The organism is Microbacterium sp. P2_F9 (genome assembly GCF_056403635.1).
Window position 1 is genome coordinate 24,988 of record NZ_JBFUFC010000002.1, and the last position, 24,970, is coordinate 49,957.

Sequence of the window (24,970 nt, forward strand, 5' to 3'; positions counted from 1 at the left end):
CGTCAACGATCTCAGCCCTCGCCGCGCCCAATATGGTTGCGATCATGACTGTCGAGTCAAAGAATCTGGTTTGGCGCCCGCTGGCGGTGTCCGACAGTGCGGCGATGGCCGACCTCCTGAACGCGATCGACGCGGAGGACCATGTCTGGGGTCAGTACACCGCGGAGGACGCGGCCGAGGAGTTGGACTCCCCGGTCGACGACCTCCCGACGTCCACTCTGGCGGTGTTCGACGGCGCGACGATGCTCGGCTTCTCGGCGGTCCACTACAAGCCGATCGCGGAGAGCGTCCACCGGGTGCAGGCTGCGGGCGCCGTCCGCGCCACCCACCGTCGCCAGGGACTCGGGACGAAGCTCATGCAGCACGGGATGGCGACCGCCGAGGCGCTGCACGCACTGCACCACCCCACGCTCGAACTGGTCGTCGAACCCAGCTACGCCGAGCATGTTCACGGGGCAGTCGCGCTGTACCGTGCGGCAGGCATGACGGCGACGAAGTGGAGCCGGCACATGAGGCATCCGCTCGGCACCGCCATTCCGGACGCCCCTGTCCCCGACGGCCTGCGGATCGAGGGCTACGCGGCTGAAACTGACGAGGAGTTCCGCGCGGTGCGCAACGAGGCCGCCCACGACTCGGGCGGGTCGCGGCTCAGCGCCGAGGAGTGGAAGGTGTGGGCTGTGAACGCGAGCTTCCGGCCCGAGTCGAGCTTTCTGCTCCGTGACGTCGAGACGGGGACGGCGGCCGGGGTCGTCCTGGTCGTCTCGTGGGAGGCCGAGACGATGGCGACCGGCATCCGCGATGCGTACTTCAGGGTCATCGCCACGCGGCCTGCGTACGAGGAGCGCGGCGTCGCCGAAGTCTTGATCTCGCACACGCTTCGGGAGGCGCAGGACCAGGGCTACGGACGGGCCAGCCTCAGGGTCGATGCCGATGGTTCGAGCAGAGAGTTCGGAGTGTACGAGAGTGCCGGGTTCGTCACCCACGACACCCAGGTCCACTACTCCATCGAACTCTGAGGCGCTCCGTCGATGCGGTGCTAGCCTCGCACTGGATCGGGTGATATCGGCGCCGATCGCCCACCGTCTGCGAGGTGCCACATGGATCGGTGGTCCGCCTCTGGCCTGGTGCGAGCCGGTGCCCGGTCGTCGGCGGGGCGATTTGCGCTGCGGGTTCTGCGCGACCTGGGCAACCTCGCGCTCATCGATCGCGGCATGACCCTGGCTGCGACAGCGTTCACTTCGGTCCTTCCGATGCTGATCGTCGCGGGCGCGCTGCGCTCGAGATTGGACCCGCAGACCGGGCCCATCTTCGTCGAGCACCTCGGCTTCGACGATGCGACGGCGGACATCCTGGAGAATTCCCTGCCTGGAGGAGTGCAGGAGCTGCGGGCCACGGGCGTCATCGGCGTGGTGGTCCTCATCATCGCCGCGACGTCGTTGGCCCGGGCCCTGGAACGGGCGCTCCATACGATCTGGCATTCGCCGGCCGTCAGTCTCAAGTTCGCGTGGAGATGGTTCGTCACGGTCTTCGCAGTGATCCTCGGACTGGCCCTGATCGTCGTGACCCGAATCATCGTGCGCGGAGATGGTCCGATCCCGGTCATCGAATTCATCGCCGAGGTGGTGCTGTGGGGCGTGCTGTGGTGGATCGCGTCGTGGATCGTCATCAATCGACGCGTGAGCCTTGGTGAGCTCCTGCCCGGCTCGGTGCTGGCTGGGTTCGGGTTCGCCGTGGCCGGACTGGTGGGCCGAGTCGTCCTTCCGACGCTGTTCGCAGATTCCGCCAGTCGATACGGCGTCCTCGGCATCGGATTCACCTACATCGGATGGCTGCTCGTGCTGGCGATCATCCTCCTCATCGCGCTGACGGTCGGTCGAGTCGTCCACCTCACCTCCACCGGGCAGGCGTGGCGTCGATCTAAGTCCGCGCCAGGATGAAGCGCACCAGGCGGCGCATCGGCGCCTCGTAGCCGGTGTTCCGCGACAGGACCTGCAGGATGATGGCGCCCATGATGGCGGCGCCGATCTCGTCGGCGGGTGCGGAATCCGGCAKCTGACCCTCTCGGATCCCGATGCGCAGCCGCTCGGCGAGCTGCCGATCCACGCCCAGGCTCGTGGTGAGGCGGTCACCGATCTCCGCGTCCTCGGCGGCCGCGGCGACCAGGGAGCGCAGCAGCGACTCGCCATTGTGCGAGACGAGGATGCCAGTCACGCTCGAGACCCAGGCCTCCACGTCCGCGACGAGGTCGCCGGTGTTCGGGGCGGCGAGGTCGACCGGGAAGAGCCGCCCGTCGGTCAGGCACTCCGCGATGAGTGCGCTCTTCGATCCCCACCACCGGTAGATGGTCTGCTTGCCGACGCCGGCCTGCTTGGCGATGCCTTCGATCGTGAGCTGCTCGTAGCCCACCTCCTGGAACATCTTCGCGGTCGCGGCAAGGATCGATTCGCGCGCAGCTGCGCTGCGAAGCGGTCCCGCTCGATGCTCGTTCACGGCTCCAGGCTAACTCCCAGGGAGTAGACGAGACGGTGCGTATGATCAAACGCGACTTCAAGGAGATCTCCATGGCCGCGCTGCTCTACCGCCTTGGTTCATTCGCTGCACGCCGGGCCTGGCAGGTGATCGTCGCCTGGGTGCTCATCCTGGGCCTGTCGATCGGCGCCTTCCTCGCCTTCGGCGGGTCGCTCAGCAACAGCTTCGACATCCCCGGCACGGCGTCCGGTGCGGTCGTCGACGAGCTCACCAAAGAGCTTCCGGACAGCGCCGGCATGACGGCATCCGTCGTCTATCAGACTGATGACGGCTCGCCTTTCACCGACGAGCAGAAGGCGGCGATCTCGGATGTCGCGTCCGGCGCGGAGGACCTCGACGACGTCGCATCGGTGATCGACCCCTTCGACGCGCAGCAGCAGCAGGCGGACGGCGCTCAGCAGCTCGCCGACGGGCAGACGCAGATCGACGACGGGCGCGCCCAGCTCGACGCCGGCCAGGCGCAGCTCGATGCGGGGAAGGCTCAGCTCGACGCCGCGCAGGCGCAGCTGACCGCGGCGCGGACCCAGGCCGAGGCGGCCGGCGCCCCGCCCGAGCAGCTCGCCGTGCTCGACCAGCAGCAGGCGCAGCTCGACGCGCAGCAGGCGGCGCTGCAGACACAGCAGGACACGCTGGATGCCTCGCGTGCCGAGCTCGACGACAAGGCCGAGCAGGTCGAGCAGGGTTCGACGCTCCTCGAACTGGCCGACGGGATCGGCGTGGTGTCCGAGGACGGATCGACCGCGATCGTCAATGTCACCTTCAACGAGACCCGGCTGGAGCTGCCCGAAGACGCGAAGCAGACCACGATCGATCACTTCGAGTCCCAGCCCATCGATGGCGTCTCGGTCTACTTCGGATCGGAACTCGCCCAGGGCGTTCCCGAGCTGTTCGGCGTCGGCGAGGCGATCGGTCTGATCTTCGCGGGCATCGTGCTGATCGTGACGCTCGGGTCGCTGCTGGCCGCGGCCCTTCCGATCGTCACGGCGCTCGTCGGCATCGCCGTCGGCGTGACCGCCTCGCTGGCGTTCTCGGGCATCGTGAACATGGCGTCGATCACGCCGGTGCTGGGCGTCATGCTCGGGCTCGCCGTCGGCATCGACTATTCGCTGTTCATCGTCTACCGGCACCGTAAGCAGCTGCTGCGCGGAGTGCCGGTGCGCGAGTCGATCGGACTCGCGACCGGAACGTCGGGCACCGCGGTGGTGTTCGCCGGATCGACCGTCATCGTGGCGCTGCTCGCCCTCAATGTCACCGGGATCCCGTTCCTCGGGCTGATGGGCACCGTCGGCGCGGTCTGCATCGGCGTCGCCGTGCTCGTCGCGATCACGCTCGCGCCGGCCCTGCTGGGGCTCCTCGGCATGCGCCTGCTGTCGCGCCGCAAGCGCGCGACCATCGGCGCAGAGATCACGCCCGCGAAGGTGGCGAAGCCGATCACGCCGATGTCGAACCTGCGCGCGATCCTCACCGTGCTCGGCACCATCGTGGCGCTGCTGGTCATCGCCATCCCGTCCATGTCGATGCGGCTCGGACTGCCCGACGGCGGCAGCGAGCCCGCCGGCTCGACCAGCTACCAGGCGTTCCAGATCATCGAGGAGGAGTTCGGCGCCGGCGCGAACGGACCGCTGCTGGTGACCGCGACGTCAGCTGACCCGATCAGCGAAGACGATCTTCTCGCCGCCCAGGTGGAGGTGGCCGAGCAGCTCGCCGGCCTCGACAACGTGGCCGCGGTCGCGCCGATCGCGACCTCCGACGACAACACGCTCCTCGCCTTCCAGGTCGTGCCTGAAGAGGGCCCCAACAGCGAGTCGACGGCGCAGCTCGTGCAGGACATCCGCGCCCTCCCGCCGGTCGGCGGAGATCTCACGCTGGGTGTGGCCGGTCAGGCGGCGAGCAACATCGACATCTCGGACGCGCTGAGCGACGCCCTGCCGATCTACCTCCTGGTGGTCGTCGGCCTGTCGTTCCTCATCATGATCCTGGTGTTCCGCTCACTCCTGGTGCCGGTCATCGCGACCGGCGGCTTCGTGCTCTCGCTGTTCGCGACCTACGGCCTGATCGTCGGCGTCTTCCAGTACGGCTGGGGCGCGTCGCTCATCGGGCTGAGCAGCACCGGACCGATCCTGAGCTTCCTGCCGGTGATCTTGGTCGGCATCCTGTTCGGGCTCGCGATGGACTACCAGTTGTTCCTCGCCTCGGGAATGCGAGAGGCCTACGTGCACGGGTCGTCGGCCAAGATGGCGGTCGCACAGGGCTTCCGGGCCGGTCGCTCCGTGGTCACCGCTGCGGCGCTCATCATGGTGTCGGTCTTCGGCGGGTTCATCTTCTCGCAGTCGACGATGATCCGGTCGATCGGCTTCGGCCTCGCGTTCGGCGTGCTGCTCGACGCGTTCGTGGTGCGGATGCTGCTGATGCCCGCCCTGATGCACCTCCTCGGCCGGTCGGCGTGGTGGCTGCCGCGCTGGCTCGACAAGGTCATGCCGAATGTCGACCTCGAGGGCGCGTCCCTCGAGCGCGACCACCCCGGAATGCAGGTGGGCGGGGTCCCGCACACGACCTAGCCGCCGCTCGGCCGCCGCCGCGTACCCAGCTGCGGGGATAATCGGCGACACGCCGGGGGAGGGATGCCTCGACCCGGCGTGTCGGCCGTCCCGCCCGCAGCTGGGTACCGGTTGTGGCAGGGTCAGGCGCGGACGAGCCGGAGCCGGGCGAGCACGGCGTGCCCCGACCCATCGAGCACGCGGCCGCCCAGCGCGACCCMGCCCGCGGCCACGGCGCCGCCGAAGGCGAGGCCCGCGGCGAGGGTGAACCAGCCGAGCGCGGGGATGGCCGACAGCAGCGCGCCGATCGCCAGTGCGACGACCGGGATCGCCAGCACGAACGTCACGATGGCCACCAGGTACGAGGCGAAGATCGCGGTGGTCGCCGAACCCGCCTGCGCCGAGAACGGGTTGCGCCCGGTGCGCGCCACCGGCACCACGAGCCGCGCCGACGACACGCTCACCACGCCGATGGAGATGAGCAGGATGCCGAGGGTCAGGCCGAGGAGCGCGGGAAGGTCGGACATCCGTCCGATGATCACGGCGACGGTGAGCTGCACGATGACGGACGCCGGACCGGCCACGACCAGCAGCGCGACGGCGCGGCCGAGTCGGTCCTGCCAGCCGCGCACGCCGGCCGCGAGCTCGGCCGCGAACGCCGTTCCGTCGTAGGAGAGCCCCGCGAACGCGGCCAGCGGCAGGATCGAGGCGACGATCGGACCGATGGCCAGGGCGAATGCGTCGAGGTCGAACAGCCGCCACCAGATCAGCAGCAGCGCTGGCATCACCGGCAGCAGGAGGAGCTGCCGGGACTGCCGGGCATCGCGGAACCAGTAGATGAGCGAGCGGGCGGCGACCGCCCCGGTCGGGGTCGCCGGCACCCAGCCGAGCGGCCCGAGGCGGCCGCCGGCGATCGCACGCGGCGGACGCTCGCCGCGTACGCGCAGGCCGGCTCCGAGGGTCAGCCGCCACAGCACGACGATGCCGGCGAGGGTGCCGACCGCGATGAGCGCGGCCACCGCGGCGCCCGCGGGGTCGCCCATCGCGAGACGGCCGGGCACCGACCAGACCGCGCCCAGCGGCGACCAGCCGAGCACGTCCAGCGCCGTGATGAGACCGGAGGTCGATCCGCCGCTCGCCGCCGTCGCACCACCCAGCGTCGCGATGGCCAGCGGCACGGCGAGGGCGAGTGCGCTGAGGGCTGCGATCGCGACGCGTGCGGCCCCGCGGCCGCGCAGCAGGGTGCCGACCACGGTCGTGGCCAGCTGGGATCCCGTGATGCACGTCGCGGCGCCGATGAGGCCGCCGACGACGGCCGCCGCCGCAGCGGCCGGATACCCGCGCCACGCGATCGCGACGCCGACGGAYACGACGAGGGTGGCGATGCCAGGCACCCACGTGATGCCGACCAGGAACATCGCGATCATCAGCGTGCGGGTGCGCAGCGGGAACCGCGCGAGCTTGAGGGGGTCGAGCGTGCGGTCGACCCCGTCGAACAGCAGGGGTACGACCAGCCAGCCGAGCACCAGCGTGGCGCCGCCGACGACCACCACCGCCTGCGTCACGGCGGGGGAGAGCGCCGAGGCGAGGTACATCACTCCGAGCGCGAGCAGGGCCAGTCCCGCGGTGAGCGTTCCGCCCACGATCACGGCGACCAGCTGGAACGTGTTGCGCTGCAGGGTGTTGGCGAGCACCCGGAAGCGGAGACTCAGGAGGAGAGCAACCACGCCGGGCCCTCGCCCTGTCGTCGGCCCCCGACCAGGTCGAGGAAGCGCGTCTCGAGGTCGCCCGACCCGCGCACTTCGTCCATGGAGCCTGCGACCAGCACCCGGCCCCCGGCGATGATCGCGACGTGGTCGCACATCCGCTCCACCAGTTCCATCGAGTGGCTGGATACGACCACGGTGCCCCCGGCTTTGACGAAGCCGTCCAGGATGTCGCGGATGTTCGCCGCCGCCACCGGATCGACCGACTCGAACGGCTCGTCGAGCACGAGCAGGCGCGGTGAGTGGACGAGGGCTGCGGCGAGGGCGATCTTCTTGGTCATGCCGGCGGAGTAGTCCGCGACGAGGCGTCCGGCGTCATCCTCGAGATCCAGCAGCCGCAGCAGATCCTGCACGCGGCCGGCGAGGGTCGTGCGATCGAGTCCGAACAGGAGCCCGGCGAAGGTGATCAGCTGCTCGCCGGTGAGCCGGTCGTACAGATCGACCCCGTCGGCCAGGTTGCCGATCAGCCGCTTGGCCTCGAGGGGGTGCTGCCACACGTCGATGCCGTGGACGAGGGCGGTCCCGGCATCCGGTTTCAACAGCCCCGTCGCCATCGAGAGGGTCGTGGTCTTGCCGGCGCCATTGGGGCCGACGAGGCCATAGAACGAGCCGTGCGGCACCGTGAGACTCAGGTCGTCGACGGCATTCGCTCCGCCGAAGCGCTTGGTGAGGCCGCGGATCTCGAGCGCGTGCGCCACGGCCTCCATCAGTCCTCGTAGCCGATGAGCCAGGTCACGCCGAACCGGTCGATCAGCTGCCCGTCGTGCGCGCCCCACGGCCGCAGCTGCAGCGGATCGGTGACCGTTCCGCCGACGGACAGCTGGGTGAACCACGACTGGAGGGTCGCGGCATCCGCGGTCCCCAGCAGCGAGAACAGGATGCCCTCGAGGCGCAGGGGTGCGGTGTCGCCGTCGGCGTCCGCGCCGAACAGCTCGACGGGTCCGCTCAGGATGCCGTGGGCGATGGCGTCGGCCGGGCCATCGGTGCGCCCGAAATCGGCGAGGGTGTGCAGGATCAGCTCGCCGCCGAAGATCTCGTGATAGAAGGTGAGAGCCTCGCGCGCGCGGCCCTTGAAGTGCAGSTAAGGAACAAGGCCGGTCATGATCCGAGCACCTCCGCGAGGGCGTCGGCGGCCGCGAGCGGATCGGCGCCGACCGGGATGAGCACCGCCGAGGTGACGCCTGCCTCGCCGAGTTCGCCGATCCGCGCACGCACCTGCGGTGCGGTGCCCGCGAGCGCGAGCCGCGCGACCCACTCGTCGGGCAGTCGCTGCGCGAACTCGGCAGGCGACCCGCAGCGTGCGCGCAGCGCGGCGAACTCCTCGGCGATGTCGAGGGGCGTGATGTGCGGCGACCAGTCGGGTTCGCCGATCCACTCCAGCCCTGGCCGGGCGGCGGCGATCGCGTCACCTTCGGATGCGGCCACCGCCGCGATGTTGTAGGCGATGACCCGGTGCGGGCCGGCCGCGTCGATCTGGTCGATGGCCGCGCGCACGTACTCCGGCGTGCACGGCTCGGCCAGCACCGTGCCGTCGGCGACCTGCCCCGACACCTTCAGCGACTTGGGACCGCGCACGCCCAGCACCACGTCGGGTGCGACCGCGGGCACCACGTGAGGGTCGAGCACGATGGGGTCGTCGCCGTCGATCAGGCTCGCGATGGACTCGCCGCGCAGCAGGGCCTTGAGCGAGACGACCTGGTCGCCGAGGAAGCGCAGCGGCCGGTCCGGCCAGACTCCGAGTGCGCGCATCCATCCCGGCATCCCGTGTCCGATGCCGAAGTCGACGCGACCGGGGAAGAGCTGCGCGAGTGTGGCGGCCTCCATCGCCGTGTAGGCGACGTTGCGGACGGCGGCGGGGAGGATGCCGACCCCCACGCGGATCCGCTCGGTGACGGCGAGCGTGGCGGCGGCCTGCGCGATGCCGCCGCGGAATCCGAGGTCTTCGACGACCCAGAGTTCGTCGAAGCCCAGCTCGTCGACGTGACGGGCGAAGTCCAGCACACGCCGGGGGTCCATGTCGCGGGGGAGCATGATTCCGATCTGCGGCGCTGCTGACACTGTCCGGGTCCTTTCGGTGCGGCACCGTGGAGCGGATGCCGAGCGCCATCGTCTCACAGCCGCGTGGCCGACGACCCCGCGCGGGCGGACGCTATGCCACAGCCTGCGCGGCGCTCCGGGTCCGACGGCTGCGGTTCAGCACGCGCTGATACACCCGCTCGTACCCGGCACCCATCACCGGAAGGTCGAAGTGCGCCGCGACCCGCTCGCGGCACGCGTACGGGTCGATCTCGTCGGTGCGCGCGATCGCCGCGGGAAGGTCGTCGACGTCGTCGACGATGATCCCGGTTCGGCCATCGTCGATGACCTCAGGGACTGATCCGCGCCGGGTCGCGACGACGGGCGTGCCGCAGGCCATCGCCTCGACCATGACCATGCCGAACGGCTCGTCCCAGGAGATCGGGAACACCAGACACGACGACTTCGCGTAGAGCTCGCGCTTCAGTGCGGCATCCGCCTCTCCGACGTATTCCGCGTCGGGCCCCAGGAGAGGACGCACCTCGCTGTCGAAATACTCCTGCTCGGCCGGCTCGTTGAGCTTGCCGGCGAGGACGATGCGGCGACCCGCGCGCCGTGCCGCCTGGATCGCGACGTGCGCCCCTTTCTCCGGGGAGAAGCGCCCGACCCAGAGGACGTCGCGGTCCTTCGACTCGCGGAACGGGAAGGTGCTCAGGTCGATCGCGTTGTACACCGTGCCCGCCCAGTTCAGGTGCGGCGCATCGTTGCGCTGAGCCCGCGAGATCGAGACGAGGTCGAGGGTGCGCCCGAGGCGCGTGAAGTAATCGCCGTTCTCGCCCAAGGACGGGCCGTGGATGGTCGCCAGGGTCGGGATGTCGCGGCCGCGCGCGAGCAGCGGGCCGGCGAGGGAGTGGTCGTGCACCAGATCGAGGTCGAGTCCCTCGAGCGCCTCGGCCGCCATGGCGACGTGGATGACCTCGGGCATCGGGGACGACCCGAGCTGATCGGAGGGAGGCTCGGGGTAGGTCGTGATGTGCCGAGTCGCCCGGGTGGCCGCCGGACCCGCGGCGACGAGGGTCACCTCGTGTCCGCGCTCGACGAGCTGGTCGACGAGACTCGCGACGACGGCCTCGGTGCCGCCATAGCCCTCGGGCGGAATCGCGAACCAGGGCGGAGCGATCATGCCGATCCGTAGCGCGACCTCCGCGCGCTGCGTCGGGCGGTCCGCAGGGGCGACGGCGGCAGTGGACATGGGGGCGCCTCCTTGTGGATCGAGGTCGTGGCAGTGACCGGTGCGGTCCGGACGGACCGGGATCGCACTCTCCGGATGGTAGGGGAGGAACCTGGTGAGCACTCGTTTTCACGGGGGGCGTTTACCCGCCGGCCGGTGAAGCGTAGGATCGATGTTTCGCAATCCGAGAGGATCCCGCGTGACACTGAACGTAACCGTGCCAGTTCCCTCGAACGACGACACGGCTGGTGGGCCCGACGGGCACTCCGCCACCGGGCCGCGAGAACCCCGACCGGATGGAGTCGACCGGGTCCTGCTCGTCCAGTCGAGTGTGACCCTCGTCGAAGGCTCGACATTCTGCGTGTCGRGCCACGACGGCGACATCGACCCGCTGCGCCCGGACGGCCTCTTCGTGCAGGACACGCGGGTCGTGTCGCGCTGGCAGCTGCGTCTGGACGGGATGCCGATCGAGCCCCTCGGCGTGGTCGCCGCGGAGCCCTACGAATCGGTGTTCGTCGGCCGAGCGGCGCCTCGCGCCGGTCATGCCGAGGGTACGGTCATCGTCGAACGGCACCGCATGGTCGGACAGGGCATGCGCGAGGACATCCGCCTGCGCAACTACGGCTCCGAACCAGCGGGCGTCGATCTGACGCTGACCGCGGACGCCGACTTCGCCGACCTCTTCCTGGTCAAAGAGCACCGGCTCGCGCACGTGCCGCCGGTGGGTCATCGTCACGTCGGTGGGGACCTCGTCTACTGGCTCGACCGGCCGGGCGCGCAGCGCGGCATCCGGATCTCCGCTCCGGGAGCACTGTCCAGTCCGAACACCCTCACCTTCCGCGTCGTCGTTCCCGCGCGCGACGAGTGGCGCACGACCATCGAGGCGGTGCCCAGCGCTCAGGGGATCGACCTCGAGTTCCTCTACCCCGCCGACCGGCCATTCGCCGAGACCGCACCGGCGCAGCGGATGCGGGACTGGCGCGACGAGGTGCCGGACACCGTCACCTCCAACCGCGTGCTCGCGGAGGCCCTGCGCACCAGCGAGCGCGACCTGGGAGCGTTGCGCATCCAGGACCCCGAGCATCCCGAAGACGACGTCGTGGCCGCCGGCGCGCCGTGGTTCATGGCTCTTTTCGGCCGCGACTCGCTCCTGACCGGCTGGATGATGCTTCCGTTCGCACCGCGGCTCACCCTGGGCACACTGCGAACTCTCGCCCGTCTTCAGGGAACGCGGCTGGACCCGCGGAGCGAGGAGCAGCCAGGGCGGATCCTGCATGAGGTGCGCCTGGGCGCAGATCTCTCGCTCGTCCTGGGCGGGACGAACGTGTACTACGGCTCCATCGACTCGACCCCGCTGTTCGTGATGCTCGTGGGCCGCGCCTTGCGCTGGGGCATCCCGGCCGAGGACTTGGCGGAATTCCGGCCCGCCGTCGAACTGGCCCTCGAATGGATCATCCGGTACGGCGACCGAGACGGCGATGGGTTTGTCGAGTATCTCCGCTCGAGCGATCGGGGACTGCTCAATCAGGGCTGGAAGGACAGCTCCGATGGCGTCACCTTCCACCGCGGGACGACCGCGCGGCCGCCGATCGCCCTCGCGGAGGTGCAGGGTTACAGCTACGCGGCGATGCGCGGGGGAGCCGACCTCCTGAGAGCGTGGGGCGACGAGGTCGCAGCCCGTGCCTGGGACGAGCGGGCGGAAGCGCTGCGCACGCGGTTCGACGAGGCGTTCTGGATGCCGGCGGAGAACACCTATGCGCTCGCGCTCGATGCCGACAAGCGGCAGGTCGACTCCGTCACATCGAACATCGGCCATTGCCTGTGGAGCGGCATCGTGCCGCCGCACCGCGCCGACGCCGTGATCGACCGGCTCGTCGCCCCGGACATGTTCACCGGCTTCGGAATCCGCACCCTCTCGGCGCAGTCGGGTGCCTACAACCCGGTGAGCTACCACAATGGGTCGGTCTGGCCGCACGACACGGTGATCGCCGCGGCCGGCATGGCGGCATACGGACGGCGGGATGCCGCAGCGACCGTCATCGAGGGGCTGCTGGATGCTCTCGAGGCCCACGGGGGCCGGCTTCCCGAGCTTTTCTGCGGATTCAGCCGCGACGAGAAGCCCGTGCCGGTGAGCTATCCCGCCTCGTGCTCACCCCAGGCGTGGGCCGCCGCGACGCCGTTCGAGCTGGTCCGGATCGCCGTAGGGCTCGAGCTCGACCTCCCGCGCGGTGTCGCCCGGGTGGAGCCGACTCCGGCGATCATCGGCTCCGTGCGCATCGAACGCCTGCCGGCGGGGCCCGCGCGCCTCGACATCACCGCAGACTCCGACCATGCCGAGCTCACCGGGTTGCCCGGAGCGCCGGCCACCCCGAAGGAGTGACCGGCGCTGCCGATCAGCGATTGACGATCAGGCGAAGACGGGCTGCGCCACGTCTACGCGCGCGAGGAAGCTGCGCTCGCCGCCGACGTGCACGGTCGGGCCGTTGACCTCGACGCGCGCGGACGCGCGCAGGTCGTCGGACGCCGCCCCGAACGCCACCTCGATCGCGCCGGGCTCGAAGATGAACCCGTCGTCCTCGAGGCCGATGTAGGCCAGCTGGCTCAGGTCGAATTCGACCGTGACCCGCTTCGACTCGCCCGCGGCGAGTGCGACGCGCGCGAAGCCGACGAGCTGCTGAGCCGGGCGCGTCACGCCACGGGCGCGATCGGCGACATAGGCCTGCACGACCTCTTCGCCGTCCACTTCGCCGGTGTTGGTGACCGAGATCGTCGCCGTAACGGTGCCGGATGTCGTGACCGCGGCATCCGCCAGCTCGATCGTGCCGTACTCGAAGGTCGTGTACGACAGGCCGTGCCCGAACGCGTACAGGGGCGTGGCGGGGTGGTCCTGGTAGCCCTTGTGCATGTCGGTCTCGCTGCGGCGGTAGCCCGAGCCGAGGTGCTGACCGCTGTGGATCGGCACCTGCCCCGACGTGCGCGGGATCGTGAAGGGCAGCTTTCCGCCGGGGTTGGCTGCGCCGGTGAGGACGGATGCCACGGCCCGGCCCTGCTCGCCACCGCCGAAGTAGGCGGTCACGATCGCGGAGACCGAATCCTCGATCGAGCTCAGCGCGTAGGGGCGTCCCATCTGCACGACCGCGATGACGGGCTTGCCGAGTCGAGCGGCCTCCTGTGCCAGGCGCACCTGGATCGCGGGCAGGTCGATGTCTGCCGAGTCCACGCCTTCTCCTTCGGTGCCGCCGACAGCGCCGGCCAGCCACGAGGACCGTCCGCCGAGCGCGAGGATGACGACGTCGGCGTCCGCGGCGGCGCGCAGGGCCTCCGCAGAGTCCCACTCCTCCTCGCGGAGCGGGGTGACGACGGAGGCGATCTCGGCCGCGGGGAGCGCGTCGCGGAGCGCGTCGGTGAGCGACTGGGCGCCATAGGCGCCGCGCACGACCTGCTCCAGGTCGATCGACATGAACGCCGCCATGGCCTCGGCCGCCTCGGCGGCGACCTCTTCGGGCAGGTCGGTCGGGGTGTCGTCGAGGCCCGCCATGTTGCCCATGCCGCCGGACATCATGACCTTCATCAGCTCGATGCCGGCCGGCTGCGTGTACGCGGCGAAGGCCGTGTAGGCCGACTCGGCGTGCGGGCCGAGCACCGCGATCTTGCGTGTCGACGCCGCGAGCGGCAGCACGTGGTCGTCGTTCTTGAGCAGGGTGACCGACTGGTTCGCGAGGCTGACGGCGAGCTCGCCCCCGCGTCCGGCCACCTCGTTGATCTCGATCGGATCTTCGCTCGCGTACGGGTGCTCGAACAGGCCGAGCGCGAATTTGTCGCGCAGCACGCGATGCACGGCCTCGTCGACCGCGGACTCGGGGATGCGACCGTCGCGGACGGCACCGGCCAAGACCGGCCCGTAGGCGTACGGGTTGGGCAGCTCGACGTCCAGGCCCGCGGCCAGGGCGAGCGCCGCGGCCTCGACCTTGTCTTCGGCGACCTCGTTGCGCTCCACGAGCATCTGGGTGGTCATGTAGTCGGAGACGACGGTGCCGGTGAAGCCCAGCTCGTCGCGCAGCAGTCCGCGCAGGATCGCGGGGGAGGCTGCGACTGGGACGCCGTCGATGGTCGAGTACGAGTTCATGACCGAGGCGAGGTTCGCCAGGCGGATCGCCGCCTCGAACGGGCGGGCGTACACCTCGCGGAGTTCGCGGCGGGTGACCGCGGTGGCGGCCATGTTCTGGCCCGCCTCGGTCACGGCGTAGCCGAGGAAGTGCTTGGCCGTCGCGATCACGCCGGTGCCGAGGTCGTCGCCCTGCAGGCCGCGGATGAAGGCGACGCCGAAGGCCGAGGCGAGGTAGGGGTCTTCACCGTAGGTCTCGTGCACCCGGCCCCAGCGGGCATCGCGCGCGACGTCGAGCACCGGCGAGAGCGCCTGCGTCAGACCGACGGTGCGCATCTGCTCACGGATGAGCTCGGCCATCTCCTCGACGGCGTCGGGGTTCCAGGTCGCTGCCAGCGCGATCGCGGTGGGGAACGACGTGAAGCCGGGGGCGACGACGCCGTTCAGGGCCTCGTTGTGGAAGATGGCCGGGATGCCCGCGCGGGTGTTCTCGACGAGATATCGCTGCAGCGCGTTGACCGACGCGGCGACCTGCGGCGCGCTCTGCGAGCCGAACATGCCGATGCCGGAGACCTGGCCGATGCCGCCGCCGAGCGCCTGCTCGACGGCCGCGGGCACGAGGCCCTGCGGGCCGACCAGGCCGAACGGCATGATGCCGACGAGCTGCTGGGCCTTCTCTTCGACCGTCAGCTGCGCGGCGAGCAGTGTCGCGCGCTCGTCGGGGGTGCCGGTGGCGGGGATGTCGATGCGATCCATGATGAATCTGTCCTTCGGTGTGATCGATTGGTGTGGCTCGGTGTCGAACGGGGTGTCCTCGCTGCTCGCGCAGACACCCCGTTCGATTTAGGCAGCGGCCTTCTTCGAGCGGACTACTTGGCGCTCTTGATCGGCAGGATGCACGCGGCGGCGGCGACGACGAAGACGAGCGCGACGATGAAGATCGTCTGGTAGCTGTTTCCGCCCTGCGCCGAGGTCGCGACGATGATCGCCGAGACAGCCGGTGCGACGATCTGCCCGCCCGTGTTGGCGAGATTCAGGATGCCGAGATCCTTGGCCTGCGTCGCCTTGTTGGGCAGCAGCTGCACGACGAGCGCGACATCGACCGCCCAGTAGGCGCCCATGCCGAGGCCTGCGATCGTCCAGAAGATGATCATCGACACCGCCGTGGGGGCGAGCATGGGGAACACGAGGCCGATCCCGACGAGGATCGTCGCGAGGATGACCATGGGCTTGCGCTTGCCGAGGCGGTCCGAGATCGGCCCGACGACCAGGCCGGTCACGACACCCGTCGCGAGGCCGATCAGGCCCGAAAGCTGGATGAGTGCACCAGCGCCCGATGCCTCGAGACCGAGGTACGACACGAGGATGTTGAGCTGGAACAGCGACACCATGAAGTAGCCGAGCACGAGGAGGAAGCGGCCGGCGAACGCCCAGTAGTAGTCGCGTACACCCTTCGTGGGGAACGAGAACGCCTCGAAGAAGACGCGCGCGGTGAGCTTCGGCTTGGGGATGTCGAGGTTCGAGGTGTCGGGTGCCAGCAGGACGAACGCCGTAGCGAAGACCACCGGGAAGATCGCGAAGATCACGAAGCCCGCGTCGGGGTTCGTGACGAAGCTGCCGCCGATGATCGCTCCGACGGACTGGGCGAGGGCAGTGCTGGCGCCGAGGACGCCCGAGATGAGGCCCTGGCGCTTCGGTGCCACGCGGTCGGCGATGACGGCGGTCATCGGCGCGAGGTACATGTTGAGGAACATCTGCATGATGCACCAGACGAGCAGGAACATCGCGAAGGTGCTGGTGGCCGACAGGCCGAGCACGGCGAGGCTCATGCCGACACCACCGGCGATGATCCAGCCGGTGCGTCCGCCGATCCGGGTGCGGCTGCGGTCGGAGAGCGCGCCGAAGATGACGTTCGACAGCAGCGCGACGATCGATCCGACGATCGAGACGATGCCGAGGTTGACGGGCTGAGCCAGGGCATCCAGCTCCGACAGCTTCGCGGGCAGGAGCACCACGATGCTGCCGATGAACGGCACAGCCCATGCGAGCGCGGCGATCGCGAACGCCGCGATGAGGCGTCCGTTGCCGACCTTCCCGCGCAGAGGGGCGTCACTGGGGGGTGCATCCAGCGGGTGGGCTGATTCGGTGGTCACGGGGGCAGACATCTGCGTCCTTTCGATAGCAACTTTGCCATTACGCGCGTAAGTGACGCGGGTAAGTTGTAACCTACGCTTGTGGTCGGCGCGATGCAAATCCGCGAAAGGCCTCGGATTCGCGGGCGGAATGGAAGGGTGATCGTGACGGACGGGCCAAGCAAAGTGCGCGTGACGAGCGCGGACGTTGCGCGACGTGCGAAAGTGTCACGGGCAACGGTGAGCTATGTGCTCAACCACAAGCCCGGACACGGCATCCCGCTTGCGACCCAGGAGGCTGTGCAGCGCGCTGCGGAGGAGCTCGAGTACCGGCCGAATCTCGCGGCACGTCAGCTCGCCGGCGGGGCAGGGGGCATCCTCCTGCTCATCCCGGCTATCCGCTCCTCCGATCAGGTCACGGCGCTCGCTTCGCACCTCACGCAGGAGCTCGGTGCCCGCGATCTTCTGATGTCGGTGGCCTTCGACGTCGAGCACGCCCCTCCGCTCGCCGATATCGCGCGTGCGACGGGAGCGAGCACGATAGCCGTCATGCGTGCGCTGACACCCGAGGAGCGGTCGGGGCTCGATGCCATGGGCGTGACGGTCGTCACGGGCGGCGGAGGCTTCGCTCAGGTCAACGAAGCCACGGGCGAGAAGCAGATCGAGCACCTCTGGGAGCTGGGGCATCGCCGCATCGCCTTCGCGAGCACGCACGAGCCCGGACTCGACTCGTTCRTCGCGACACGGCGGACGGGAGTCGCCGAGGCGGCCGCCCGGCGCGGTGCCACGATCGCCGTCGATGGTTTCGCCGTGGACGGATCGGATGCCGAATCGATCGTCCGCCGCTGGCACGGGGCGGGGATCACCGCCGTGGCCGCGTACAACGACGAGGTCGCGATGCGCGTGCTGCACGGCATCCGCCGCGCCGGGCTGCGCTGCCCCGACGACCTCGCCGTCATCGGCGTCGACGACATCCCGACTGCCCAGGTCAGCGATCCCCCCCTCTCGTCGGTGAAGCTGTCGCCCGAGCACTTCGCGCGCGTGATGGTGCGGGATCTGCTCGCCGCGCTGCCGCGAGGGCGGTCAGCGACGACCCCGCTGCCCGAAGACGCGGAGCCGGGCGACGCGCTGCGCCTCATCGCCCGCGCATCGACGGTGGGGCTCTGAGCGCGGGATCGAGCGCCTAAGCGCTTCTGCGCGGAGGGGCATTTGGGACGTTGTCAACCCCGTGGGCAAGGTTCCCGCACCGCTTTAGCGTGGATTTCCGTCGGATCGCCGTCGCGATCCGTCTACCGGAGGTTTGCCCAGGGGTCGGGATCGATTCAGCGTTCCGACCGTTCCTGTTCAGCCGTGCCACGCATCGTGGATCTGGCCTGAACATCGTGAAACGGAGGCGACGTGGAACGAGCAGCTGCACCCGCCGTCGCCTGGGTGGAATCCCCTCTGCAGCTGCTCGGCGCGGCCGAGTGGGCCGCCGCCCACGATCGCACGGTGCCCATCGCCGGTCGTCTCACGGCGCAGATGTCCGAGACCGCGGACGAGCTCATTGCGCGTGGTGCGTCCTTCGGCGCGACTGAGCCATATCTCGGCATCCCCTGGAAGCTCCTATCCACGCACCACCACTGGCTGGTGGGCGATGGGTTCTCCGGTCAGTTCCGGCTCGCCGCGACGGTCCTCCGCCCGCGCCGCATCACCTTCCTCGACGACGGGGCCAACGCCACGGCGTTCGCCGGGGCGCTGCTCGGCATCGAGCCGTACGCCCGTCCCGGCGTCGCGGAGCGCGGACTGACCACGCGCGTGGCACCGTTCGCCCGCGACCAGATCCTCGGTCGTGCGCTCGCCGGCCAGGTGTCCTTCTTCACGGCCTTCGACTTCGGCGCGGAGCGCTCCAGCGGCCTCGCCGACCTCGGCGTCCGCGTCGAGCGCCACCGCTTCGAGTGGACGCGGCGCACCGCGCGCCCCTTCGACGCACCCAGCGGCCGGGTCATGCTCGGCAGTGCCCGCTCGGTGGACGGACGGATGCCGCTGCGCGAGTATCTCGCCTGGGTCGAGGTCGAGGCATCCGTCGCCCCGCTCACCTACCTCCCGCACCGTCGCGAACCCGCGGCGCTGCTCGACGCCGTGCGGAAGATTCCGGGCGTGACGGTGCGGCAGCTGAAGCTTCCGGTCGAACTCGTGCTCGCCGGGGCGACCCAGCCGATCGAGATCATCACGCTGCCTTCCAGCACCACCACGACGCTGCCGCTCGTGCTTCAAGGCATCGGGGCGAAGGTCCGGGTGGCTCGATGAGTCTCGTCGTCGCGATCATTCCGGCCCGCGGGGGCTCGAAGGGCGTGCCGCGCAAGAACCTCCGTCGCGTCGGCGGCGTGCCGCTCGTGGCGCGGGCCATCGTTGCGGCGCAGGCAGCCGAGAGCATCGATCTCGTCGTGGTCTCCACCGACGACGACGAGATCGCCGCGACGGCGAACGAGTGGGGGGCCTCGGTCATCGCCCGCCCTGCCGCCCTCGCCGGCGATACGGCATCGAGCGAATCCGCGCTGCTCCACGCGCTCGAGACGCTGCACGACCAGTCGATCGATGTCGGCGTGGTCGTGTTCATTCAGGCGACATCGCCCTTCGTCTCGTCGGCGGACCTGGACCGGGGGGTCGCCATCGTGCGCGACGGCACCTTCGACAGTGCGTTCTCCGCGGTGGAGACGTACGGGTTCCTGTGGAGCCGGGACGCATCCGGTGCCGCACAGGGCATCAACCACGATCCGGGCACCCGCCCACGTCGTCAGGACCGCGAGCCGCACTTCCTTGAAACCGGTGCTTTCTACGTGATGGATGCCGCGGGCTTCCGCACCGCGAAGCACCGGTTCTTCGGACAGACGGGATACGTCGAGGTCGCCGAGAACGGCGCGATCGAGATCGACTCCGAGGAGCAGCTGCAGGTCGCACAGGCGATCGCGCCGCTGTGGCGTGACGATGCAGGCGCGATCGATGTCGACGCCGTCGTCACCGACTTCGACGGCGTGCACACCGACGACACTGCGGTGATCGACGCCGAGGGCCATGAGACCGTCCGGGTCAGTCGCACCGACGGGATGGGCGTCGCGCGGCTCCGGCGCGCCGGCATCCCGGTGCTCATCCTCTCCACCGAGACCCACCCGGTCGTCACGGCGCGTGCGAACAAGCTGCGGGTGGAGGTGCGGCAGGGCGTCGAGGACAAGCTCACCGCGCTGCGCTCGTGGGCGTCGACCCAGGGCATCCCGCTCGCGCGCGTCGCCTACCTCGGCAATGACGTCAACGACCTGGCGTGCCTCGACGCGGTCGGCTGGCCGGTGGCGGTGCCCGATGCGCACCCACTCGTGCTCGCCGCTGCGCGCGTCGTCGTGCCGCGTCCCGGCGGCAAGGGCGCCGTGCGCGACCTCGCGGAGCTCGTGCTCCGTGCGCGCGAGAAGCCGCCGCAGACCATCGACCCGCACGCCGTTCCCGACCAGACCGAAGGAAGCCAGAAATGACCGTGACGATCGGATCCCGAGTGGTAGGCGGCGGACGCCCCACCTATGTCATCGCCGAGATCGGCCTCAACCACAACGGCGACGTCGAGATCGCCAAGCAGCTCATCGACGTCGCCGCGGATGCCGGGGCCGACGCGGTCAAGTTCCAGAAGCGCACACCGGAGATCTCCACTCCGGAGCACATGCGCGGGATGCCGCGCGAGACGCCGTGGGGAACGATGACCTACCTCGAATACCGCCACCGGGTCGAGTTCGGCCGCGACGAGTACATTGCGATCGCCGATCACGCGCTGCTGCGCGGGGTCGACTGGTTCGCCTCCCCGTGGGATGTTCCGAGCGTCGAGTTCCTCGAAGACCTGCAGGTCGCCGCGCACAAGGTCGCTTCCGCGTGCCTCACCGATCGCGCGCTGCTCGAGGCTCTGCGCGACACCGGCAAGCCCGTCATCCTCTCCACCGGCATGTCCACCCCGGCAGAGATCGATGCCGCKATCGACACCCTCGGCACGGATCGGCTCGTGCTCATGCACGCCACGTCCACGTACCCGATGGAGCCCGAAGAGGCGAACCTGCGAGTCATCCCGGTCCTTCGCGACCGCTACCCGGGCGTGCCCGTGGGCTACTCGGGCCATGAGCGCGGCATCCAGATCTCCCTCGCCGCCGTCGCGCTCGGCGCGGTCGCGGTCGAGCGGCACATCACGCTCGACCGCACGATGTGGGGTTCGGACCACGCGGCGTCGCTCGAGCCGACCGGGCTGCGGCATCTGGTCCGCGACATCCGCATCGTCGAGACGGCGCTCGGCGATGGCGTGAAGCGCGTGTTCCCCGGCGAGCTCGCGCCGATGGCGAAGCTGCGCCGCGTCACGGTGTGACAGCGTGACGCCTGGAGGTCTGCGCGTGGTCGGCCTGGCCGACACCGACTCGTACGTCAAGTGGGCGGCGGCCCTGCTGGGCCGCCTTCCGGACGGCTCCACTGCCGACCTGCTGATCGTGGAGACCGCACTCGCGGTCAGTCCGGCTCAGCAGGAGACCGCGCTCGCCCGCAGCGGTCTAAGCCGGGACTCCGTGCGTCGCGTCGACTTCGACCGCCTGGCGAAGCAGCTGGCGGCGCTGCGGCCGGATGTCGTGCTGGTCGCGGCGCGCGGACCGGTGGCGCGGGTGCTCATCCGCCTCGTCGCGGAGCTGACCCCGCGCCCCGTCATCGTGTCGGGGCTGCCGGGGATCTCGATCCCCGCGACGACCGCGGCGCTCATCCACCGGACGCAGAGCGACTTGTTCGTCCTCCACTCCACCCGGGAGGTCAGAGAATTCGCGGAGCTCGCCGCATACCGGGGCCTCGCGCAGAACTTCGCGCTCGCGCAGCTGCCGTTCGCCGCGCACGCCGCAGCGGCGGGACCGGCGGCGGGGGCCACCGACCTGGTCTTCGCCTCGCAGGCGCTCGTGCCGCAGGAACGGCCCGAGCGGATGCGGGTGGCGAAGCTGCTCGTGGCGGCGGCCGAGGCCGACCCGAGTCGTCGCGTCGTGGTGAAGGAGCGCGCCGTCAAGGGCGAGCATCAGACCCACCGGCAGCGCATCGGCATCCCTGATCTGCTCGCCAGGCTGGCGCCCCTGCCGCCCAACCTCGTGGTCTCCACCGTCGCAATGAGCCGAGCGCTGGACACGGCGGAGGGGCTCGTGACCGTCAGTTCCACGGCCGCCATCGAGGCGATCGCCCGCGGCATACCGGTCATCGCCCTGGACAGCTTCGGGGTGACCGACAAACTGATCAACACGGTGTTCCTCGGCAGCGGGCTGCTCGCCTCCGAGAGCGCGGTCATCGCCCGGGACTTCCGGCACCCCGCGGCTGCGTGGCGCGCCGACAACTACTTCCACGACGCGGCTGCCGATGACTGGGTGATTCGCATCGAGGAGCTCGTCGCCCGTCGAAGGGCGGGGGAGCTGCCCCCGAAGCCGCCGCGGGATCGCCGCGGGGGAGCGGCGCGCGACACGTGGGAGCGCAAGGTCGCCCTGGGCCGCAAGGACCGCTCGGCGGCCGGCCTCGCGGTGGTCGCGGTCGGGATCCCTGTGCGCTTCGCCGTGCGATGGGCGCACCGACTGGCGAAGATCGCGAAGCCGAAGGTGCAGCCCGCGGGATAGCGCTAGGCGATCATGCCCGGCACGAGCAGGATGCCGTAGCAGGGCCCGATCACGACGATCCACATCGCGGCGGCGACGATCAGCACGCCGGTGGCGAAGCGCCGCCACTTGCGCGAGAAGAGCAGCGCCGCGAAGCCCACCGTGATCAGGATGAACGGCCACAGCATCAGCACCGGGTACGGGATCACGAAGAGCGTCAGCAGGAACAGCACCACTCCGACGAGCTGCAGGACGAAGCCGATGCCGATGCCCGCTCCGACACTCGGGCGCTTCTCCGGGGGCGCGTCGATGGGCGGCACGGCACCGTAGCCCGCATAGCCCTGGGTGGGTGGGGCCTGGCCGGGCGGCGTCGGTGGCGCCCAGGCCTCGTACGGCGGCGCGGGTGGCGGTGGTGCCGCCTCCCCAGAGGGCTCCGCGKCCGGGGTCGCGGCATCCGTCTCGCCGTCTGGTGGCGTCGGATCCTCCGGCTCGTTCTCAGGCGTCTTATCCACGTGCGGGGATCCTTTCGTTTCGGAGCAGCGTTCCCCGGCGCGCTTTGAACGCGATGCGGCCGAGCAGCAGCGGGATGGTTACGAGCAGGAAGAGCTGTGGTCTGGTGAGGCCCATCCAGGCGATGTCGTTGCCGCGGACGAACTCCACGAAGAAGCGGAACAGCCCATACGCGGCGATGTAGAGGGTGAGGATCTCGCCGGCCGCGACGTCCCGGTGCCGCAGCCAGAACCAGATCACCGCGAAGGCGGCGGCGTGGAACGCGATCTCATAGAGGAACGACGGATACAGCGGCACCCCCGCCGGGGAACCCACCCGCGCCGCGGTCTCGGCGTCGAGGACGATGCCCCAGCCGGCGCCCGTGGGGCTTCCGGGGTGCTCGGTGAAGAAGCATCCGAATCGTCCGATCGCCATCGCGAGCGCGACCGCCGGCGCGAACAGGTCGCCGGTGCGCAGGGGATACCGCACGATCCGCTTCGCGACGTGCACGCCGAGCCACGCCCCGACGAGGGCGCTGAGCATCGAGGCGTTGCCGAAGGCGAGCTGCTCGCCGAGGCTGAGGTTCTTCGTCGGATCGAGATGCTGCGCCCACGTGCCGAGGCGCGACGCCACCGCCGCGCCGGCCAGCGCACCCAGCACGAGGTACGGGATGCGCGGATCGGTCACCCCTCGGCGGCGCTTCTCGATCAGGAACACCACACCCGCCGCCATCATCCCGAGGGCGACGAACGCGGAGTGGGTGTCGATGGGCGGTCCCCACCCGAACAGCTCCTGCAGCGTGGGGAACATCGGCTCAGACCAGCCAGTCGATCCAGAACGCGACCCAGAAGGGAGTCGCGACGGCCGCAGACACCGCGACGACCGAGAGGTACAGCAGCACCAGCCGGGTGTCGCCGAGCTTGCAGCGCGAGCGCAGCAGGCCGTTGCGGAGCGCTCGCGCGTACCCGGCGATCGCGAGGAGTGAGAAGCCGAGCACCGCGATCGGGCCGAGCAGGAACGCGATCAGCGCGACCGTCGTGTAGATGCAGAGCCGAAGTGGATCGAACGGCGGCGCGGGGTCGCCGACCGACTCGTCGTACCGGTTGAGGTCGCTGAAGTCGGCGGCGGTCATGACACGGTCACCGGGAGCTGGCGGCGGGTGCCGCCGGTCGCGGTCGACAGTCGCGTGCGCGACAGCGGCGCCCACGCCTGCACGGCGCAGAACGGGGCGCACTGGTGCGCATCGGTCGTCTCGTTCACGGTCGCGACGTGCACGCAGCACTGGGTGAGCCGCTCTTCGATCATCGTGTTGATGTCCATGAACGGCTTGACCGTGATCCGCATCACGCGTTCGCCGAGCATGGCGCGCAGGCGCTTGTGCTGGCCCGGCAACGTCGAAGTGGCGAGCGCCGTGAGCGTGCCGATGCCGAGGTCGCAGTTCTGGCAGATGTCGCGCCAGATCGTCGACATCGACGGATGCGTCAGCGACGACTGCTCGCTGAGCAGATCCAGCAGCGAGCCCTTCACGACGTCGCGCATGGCCTGCGAGATCTTGTGGTCGGCGATGCGGTTCGCGAGCATGTCGGGTTCGAGGTCGAGGAACTCCTTGAGCTGGTCGTGGCCGATGAGGCTCGTCAGCGATCGCCACACCCCGGAGTCGTCGCGCAGGAGGTAGCCGACCGAGCAGCAGTGCGGATGGCTGCAGGGCAGCGCCGTCAGGTCGCGCCAGGTGACCTCGCCGTCGGTCTGTCCTTCCAGCCGGGCGAGCACGCCGGTGTGGGTGAGCCGATTGTTCGGGTCGATGCCGGCCGATCGCCCTGAGCCGAACACGGGCTGGACGGTCACGCCGCCGACATAGGGGGTGGCCATGGCGCGGCGGATGACCGCGCCGATCTCGCCGTCGTTGACGCCGAGCGTCGCGGTCATCGTGAGGGTCATGAAGACGCCGGCGGCCGAGAGCCGCTCGATCGCGCGCTGCTTGAAGCGGCGGATGTCGGCCCCGCGATGGAAAGCGGATGCCTCGGCGCTCTCGCCGTCGTACTGCAGGTAGATCTCGACCCGCTCGCGGTGCTTGCGCAGCGTCTCGACGAAGGCGTCGTCCTGGGCGATGCGCAGCCCGTTCGAGTTGATCAGAATGCGCACGATCGGGCGCGCGACGAGGTGCTCAAGCAGCTGCTCGAGCCACGGATAGAGGGTCGGCTCGCCGCCGGAGAGCATCAGCACGTCGATGCGGTTGTTCTCCTTGGCCAGGCGCGCGTCCACTGACGCGAGCACCGCGGCGAGCGGCGCGACCGCGCTCGCCGCAGGCCCCGACTCCGCGAAGCAGGTCGGGCAGCGCAGGTTGCAGTGGTCGGTGAGGTCCTCGAGCAGGATGCAGGTGTGCTGGGTCTGCATCTGCGGCAGCCCGTCCTCGTACGCGGAGGGCACCGGCTTGAAGTTGCCGACGATGTCCGGGCCGTGCACCTTCGTCGGCGCGGTCCACTCCTCGAGGTAACGGAGGATCTCGGCCGACTCGTCGTACATCGTGCGCACCATGCCGTGGTCGGGGCA

21 protein-coding genes are annotated in these 24,970 nt (G+C 70.0%); 9 read left to right on the forward strand and 12 right to left on the reverse strand.

Annotation, left to right across the window (positions count from 1 at the left end; all coding sequences use genetic code 11):
* Positions 1-44 precede the first annotated feature (44 nt).
* On the forward strand, positions 45-1,016 hold the full coding sequence (locus AC1DVT_RS00445; RefSeq protein ID WP_477385574.1) for a GNAT family N-acetyltransferase: 972 nt from the start codon (positions 45-47) through the stop codon (positions 1,014-1,016).
* A gap of 81 nt (positions 1,017-1,097) precedes the next feature.
* Positions 1,098-1,937, forward strand: a complete 840-nt coding sequence (locus AC1DVT_RS00450; RefSeq protein WP_477385576.1) for a YhjD/YihY/BrkB family envelope integrity protein — start codon at positions 1,098-1,100, stop codon at positions 1,935-1,937.
* Here AC1DVT_RS00450 and AC1DVT_RS00455 read toward each other — a convergent pair.
* Positions 1,918-2,490 (reverse strand): TetR/AcrR family transcriptional regulator, encoded by a 573-nt coding sequence (locus AC1DVT_RS00455; RefSeq protein ID WP_477385578.1) that lies wholly within the window; start codon positions 2,488-2,490, stop codon positions 1,918-1,920. The genes AC1DVT_RS00450 and AC1DVT_RS00455 overlap by 20 nt on opposite strands.
* A gap of 71 nt (positions 2,491-2,561) precedes the next feature.
* On the opposite strand from AC1DVT_RS00455, the gene AC1DVT_RS00460 reads away from it, so the two are divergent.
* The gene (locus AC1DVT_RS00460; RefSeq protein WP_477385609.1) at positions 2,562-5,087 is read left to right on the forward strand and encodes an MMPL family transporter; all 2,526 of its coding nucleotides are present in this window, start codon (positions 2,562-2,564) and stop codon (positions 5,085-5,087) included.
* A gap of 122 nt (positions 5,088-5,209) precedes the next feature.
* Here the strand turns inward: AC1DVT_RS00460 and AC1DVT_RS00465 are convergent, their stop codons facing one another.
* The 5 genes from AC1DVT_RS00465 to AC1DVT_RS00485 form a co-directional block, all read right to left on the reverse strand.
* A complete protein-coding gene (locus tag AC1DVT_RS00465) occupies positions 5,210-6,793 on the reverse strand; it encodes a transporter (RefSeq protein ID WP_477385579.1) in 1,584 nt (527 codons plus the stop codon).
* Entirely contained in the window at positions 6,775-7,539 is a 765-nt protein-coding gene (locus AC1DVT_RS00470) for an ABC transporter ATP-binding protein (protein ID WP_477385581.1), read from the reverse strand. Before AC1DVT_RS00470 ends, AC1DVT_RS00465 begins: the two co-directional genes overlap by 19 nt.
* A complete protein-coding gene (locus AC1DVT_RS00475; protein WP_477385583.1) occupies positions 7,539-7,934 on the reverse strand; it encodes a VOC family protein in 396 nt (131 codons plus the stop codon). The genes AC1DVT_RS00470 and AC1DVT_RS00475 overlap by 1 nt, the downstream gene beginning before the upstream one ends.
* Positions 7,931-8,890 (reverse strand): LLM class flavin-dependent oxidoreductase, encoded by a 960-nt coding sequence (locus tag AC1DVT_RS00480; RefSeq protein ID WP_477385585.1) that lies wholly within the window; start codon positions 8,888-8,890, stop codon positions 7,931-7,933. The genes AC1DVT_RS00475 and AC1DVT_RS00480 overlap by 4 nt, the downstream gene beginning before the upstream one ends.
* A 91-nt stretch (positions 8,891-8,981) precedes the next feature.
* A complete protein-coding gene (locus tag AC1DVT_RS00485; protein ID WP_477385587.1) occupies positions 8,982-10,100 on the reverse strand; it encodes a glycosyltransferase family 4 protein in 1,119 nt (372 codons plus the stop codon).
* Positions 10,101-10,278: 178 nt separating this feature from the next.
* On the opposite strand from AC1DVT_RS00485, the gene AC1DVT_RS00490 reads away from it, so the two are divergent.
* Positions 10,279-12,459, forward strand: a complete 2,181-nt coding sequence (locus tag AC1DVT_RS00490) for an amylo-alpha-1,6-glucosidase (RefSeq protein WP_477385589.1) — start codon at positions 10,279-10,281, stop codon at positions 12,457-12,459.
* 27 nt (positions 12,460-12,486) lie between these two features.
* Here AC1DVT_RS00490 and AC1DVT_RS00495 read toward each other — a convergent pair whose 3' ends face one another.
* Together AC1DVT_RS00495 and AC1DVT_RS00500 are read right to left on the reverse strand one after the other, a co-directional pair.
* The gene (locus AC1DVT_RS00495; protein ID WP_477385591.1) at positions 12,487-14,940 is read right to left on the reverse strand and encodes a beta-glucosidase; all 2,454 of its coding nucleotides are present in this window, start codon (positions 14,938-14,940) and stop codon (positions 12,487-12,489) included.
* 113 nt (positions 14,941-15,053) lie between these two features.
* On the reverse strand, positions 15,054-16,337 hold the full coding sequence (locus AC1DVT_RS00500; RefSeq protein ID WP_457100887.1) for an MFS transporter: 1,284 nt from the start codon (positions 16,335-16,337) through the stop codon (positions 15,054-15,056).
* A 171-nt stretch (positions 16,338-16,508) separates the two neighbouring features.
* Between AC1DVT_RS00500 and AC1DVT_RS00505 the strand changes: the two genes are divergently transcribed.
* The 5 genes from AC1DVT_RS00505 to AC1DVT_RS00525 all read left to right on the forward strand — a co-directional run bounded on the left by AC1DVT_RS00505 (position 16,509) and on the right by AC1DVT_RS00525 (position 21,952).
* Positions 16,509-17,483, forward strand: coding sequence for a LacI family DNA-binding transcriptional regulator (locus tag AC1DVT_RS00505; protein WP_477385593.1), 975 nt, complete (start codon positions 16,509-16,511; stop codon positions 17,481-17,483).
* A 231-nt stretch (positions 17,484-17,714) separates the two neighbouring features.
* On the forward strand, positions 17,715-18,605 hold the full coding sequence (locus tag AC1DVT_RS00510) for a hypothetical protein (RefSeq protein WP_477385595.1): 891 nt from the start codon (positions 17,715-17,717) through the stop codon (positions 18,603-18,605).
* Entirely contained in the window at positions 18,602-19,819 is a 1,218-nt protein-coding gene (locus AC1DVT_RS00515; protein WP_477385597.1) for a cytidylyltransferase domain-containing protein, read from the forward strand. The genes AC1DVT_RS00510 and AC1DVT_RS00515 overlap by 4 nt, the downstream gene beginning before the upstream one ends.
* Complete coding sequence (locus AC1DVT_RS00520; protein ID WP_457100891.1) at positions 19,816-20,688, forward strand: N-acetylneuraminate synthase family protein; 873 nt, start codon at positions 19,816-19,818, stop codon at positions 20,686-20,688. The genes AC1DVT_RS00515 and AC1DVT_RS00520 overlap by 4 nt, the downstream gene beginning before the upstream one ends.
* A gap of 4 nt (positions 20,689-20,692) precedes the next feature.
* Positions 20,693-21,952 carry a DUF6716 putative glycosyltransferase gene (locus AC1DVT_RS00525; RefSeq protein WP_477385599.1) on the forward strand — a complete coding sequence of 420 codons (1,260 nt, stop codon included), beginning with the start codon at positions 20,693-20,695 and terminating at the stop codon, positions 21,950-21,952.
* A 2-nt stretch (positions 21,953-21,954) separates the two neighbouring features.
* Here the strand turns inward: AC1DVT_RS00525 and AC1DVT_RS00530 are convergent, their stop codons facing one another.
* From AC1DVT_RS00530 to AC1DVT_RS00545, 4 genes are all read right to left on the reverse strand, one after another.
* Positions 21,955-22,443: a hypothetical protein gene (locus AC1DVT_RS00530; protein WP_477385601.1), complete on the reverse strand. Its 489-nt coding sequence runs from the start codon at positions 22,441-22,443 to the stop codon at positions 21,955-21,957.
* Positions 22,436-23,230, reverse strand: coding sequence for a prolipoprotein diacylglyceryl transferase (locus AC1DVT_RS00535; RefSeq protein WP_477385603.1), 795 nt, complete (start codon positions 23,228-23,230; stop codon positions 22,436-22,438). The genes AC1DVT_RS00530 and AC1DVT_RS00535 overlap by 8 nt, the downstream gene beginning before the upstream one ends.
* Before the next feature lie 4 nt (positions 23,231-23,234).
* Positions 23,235-23,552: a hypothetical protein gene (locus AC1DVT_RS00540; RefSeq protein WP_477385605.1), complete on the reverse strand. Its 318-nt coding sequence runs from the start codon at positions 23,550-23,552 to the stop codon at positions 23,235-23,237.
* Positions 23,549-24,970 (reverse strand): radical SAM protein (locus tag AC1DVT_RS00545; RefSeq protein ID WP_477385607.1); only part of this gene is annotated, 1,422 nt, incomplete at its 5' end. The genes AC1DVT_RS00540 and AC1DVT_RS00545, both read right to left, overlap by 4 nt.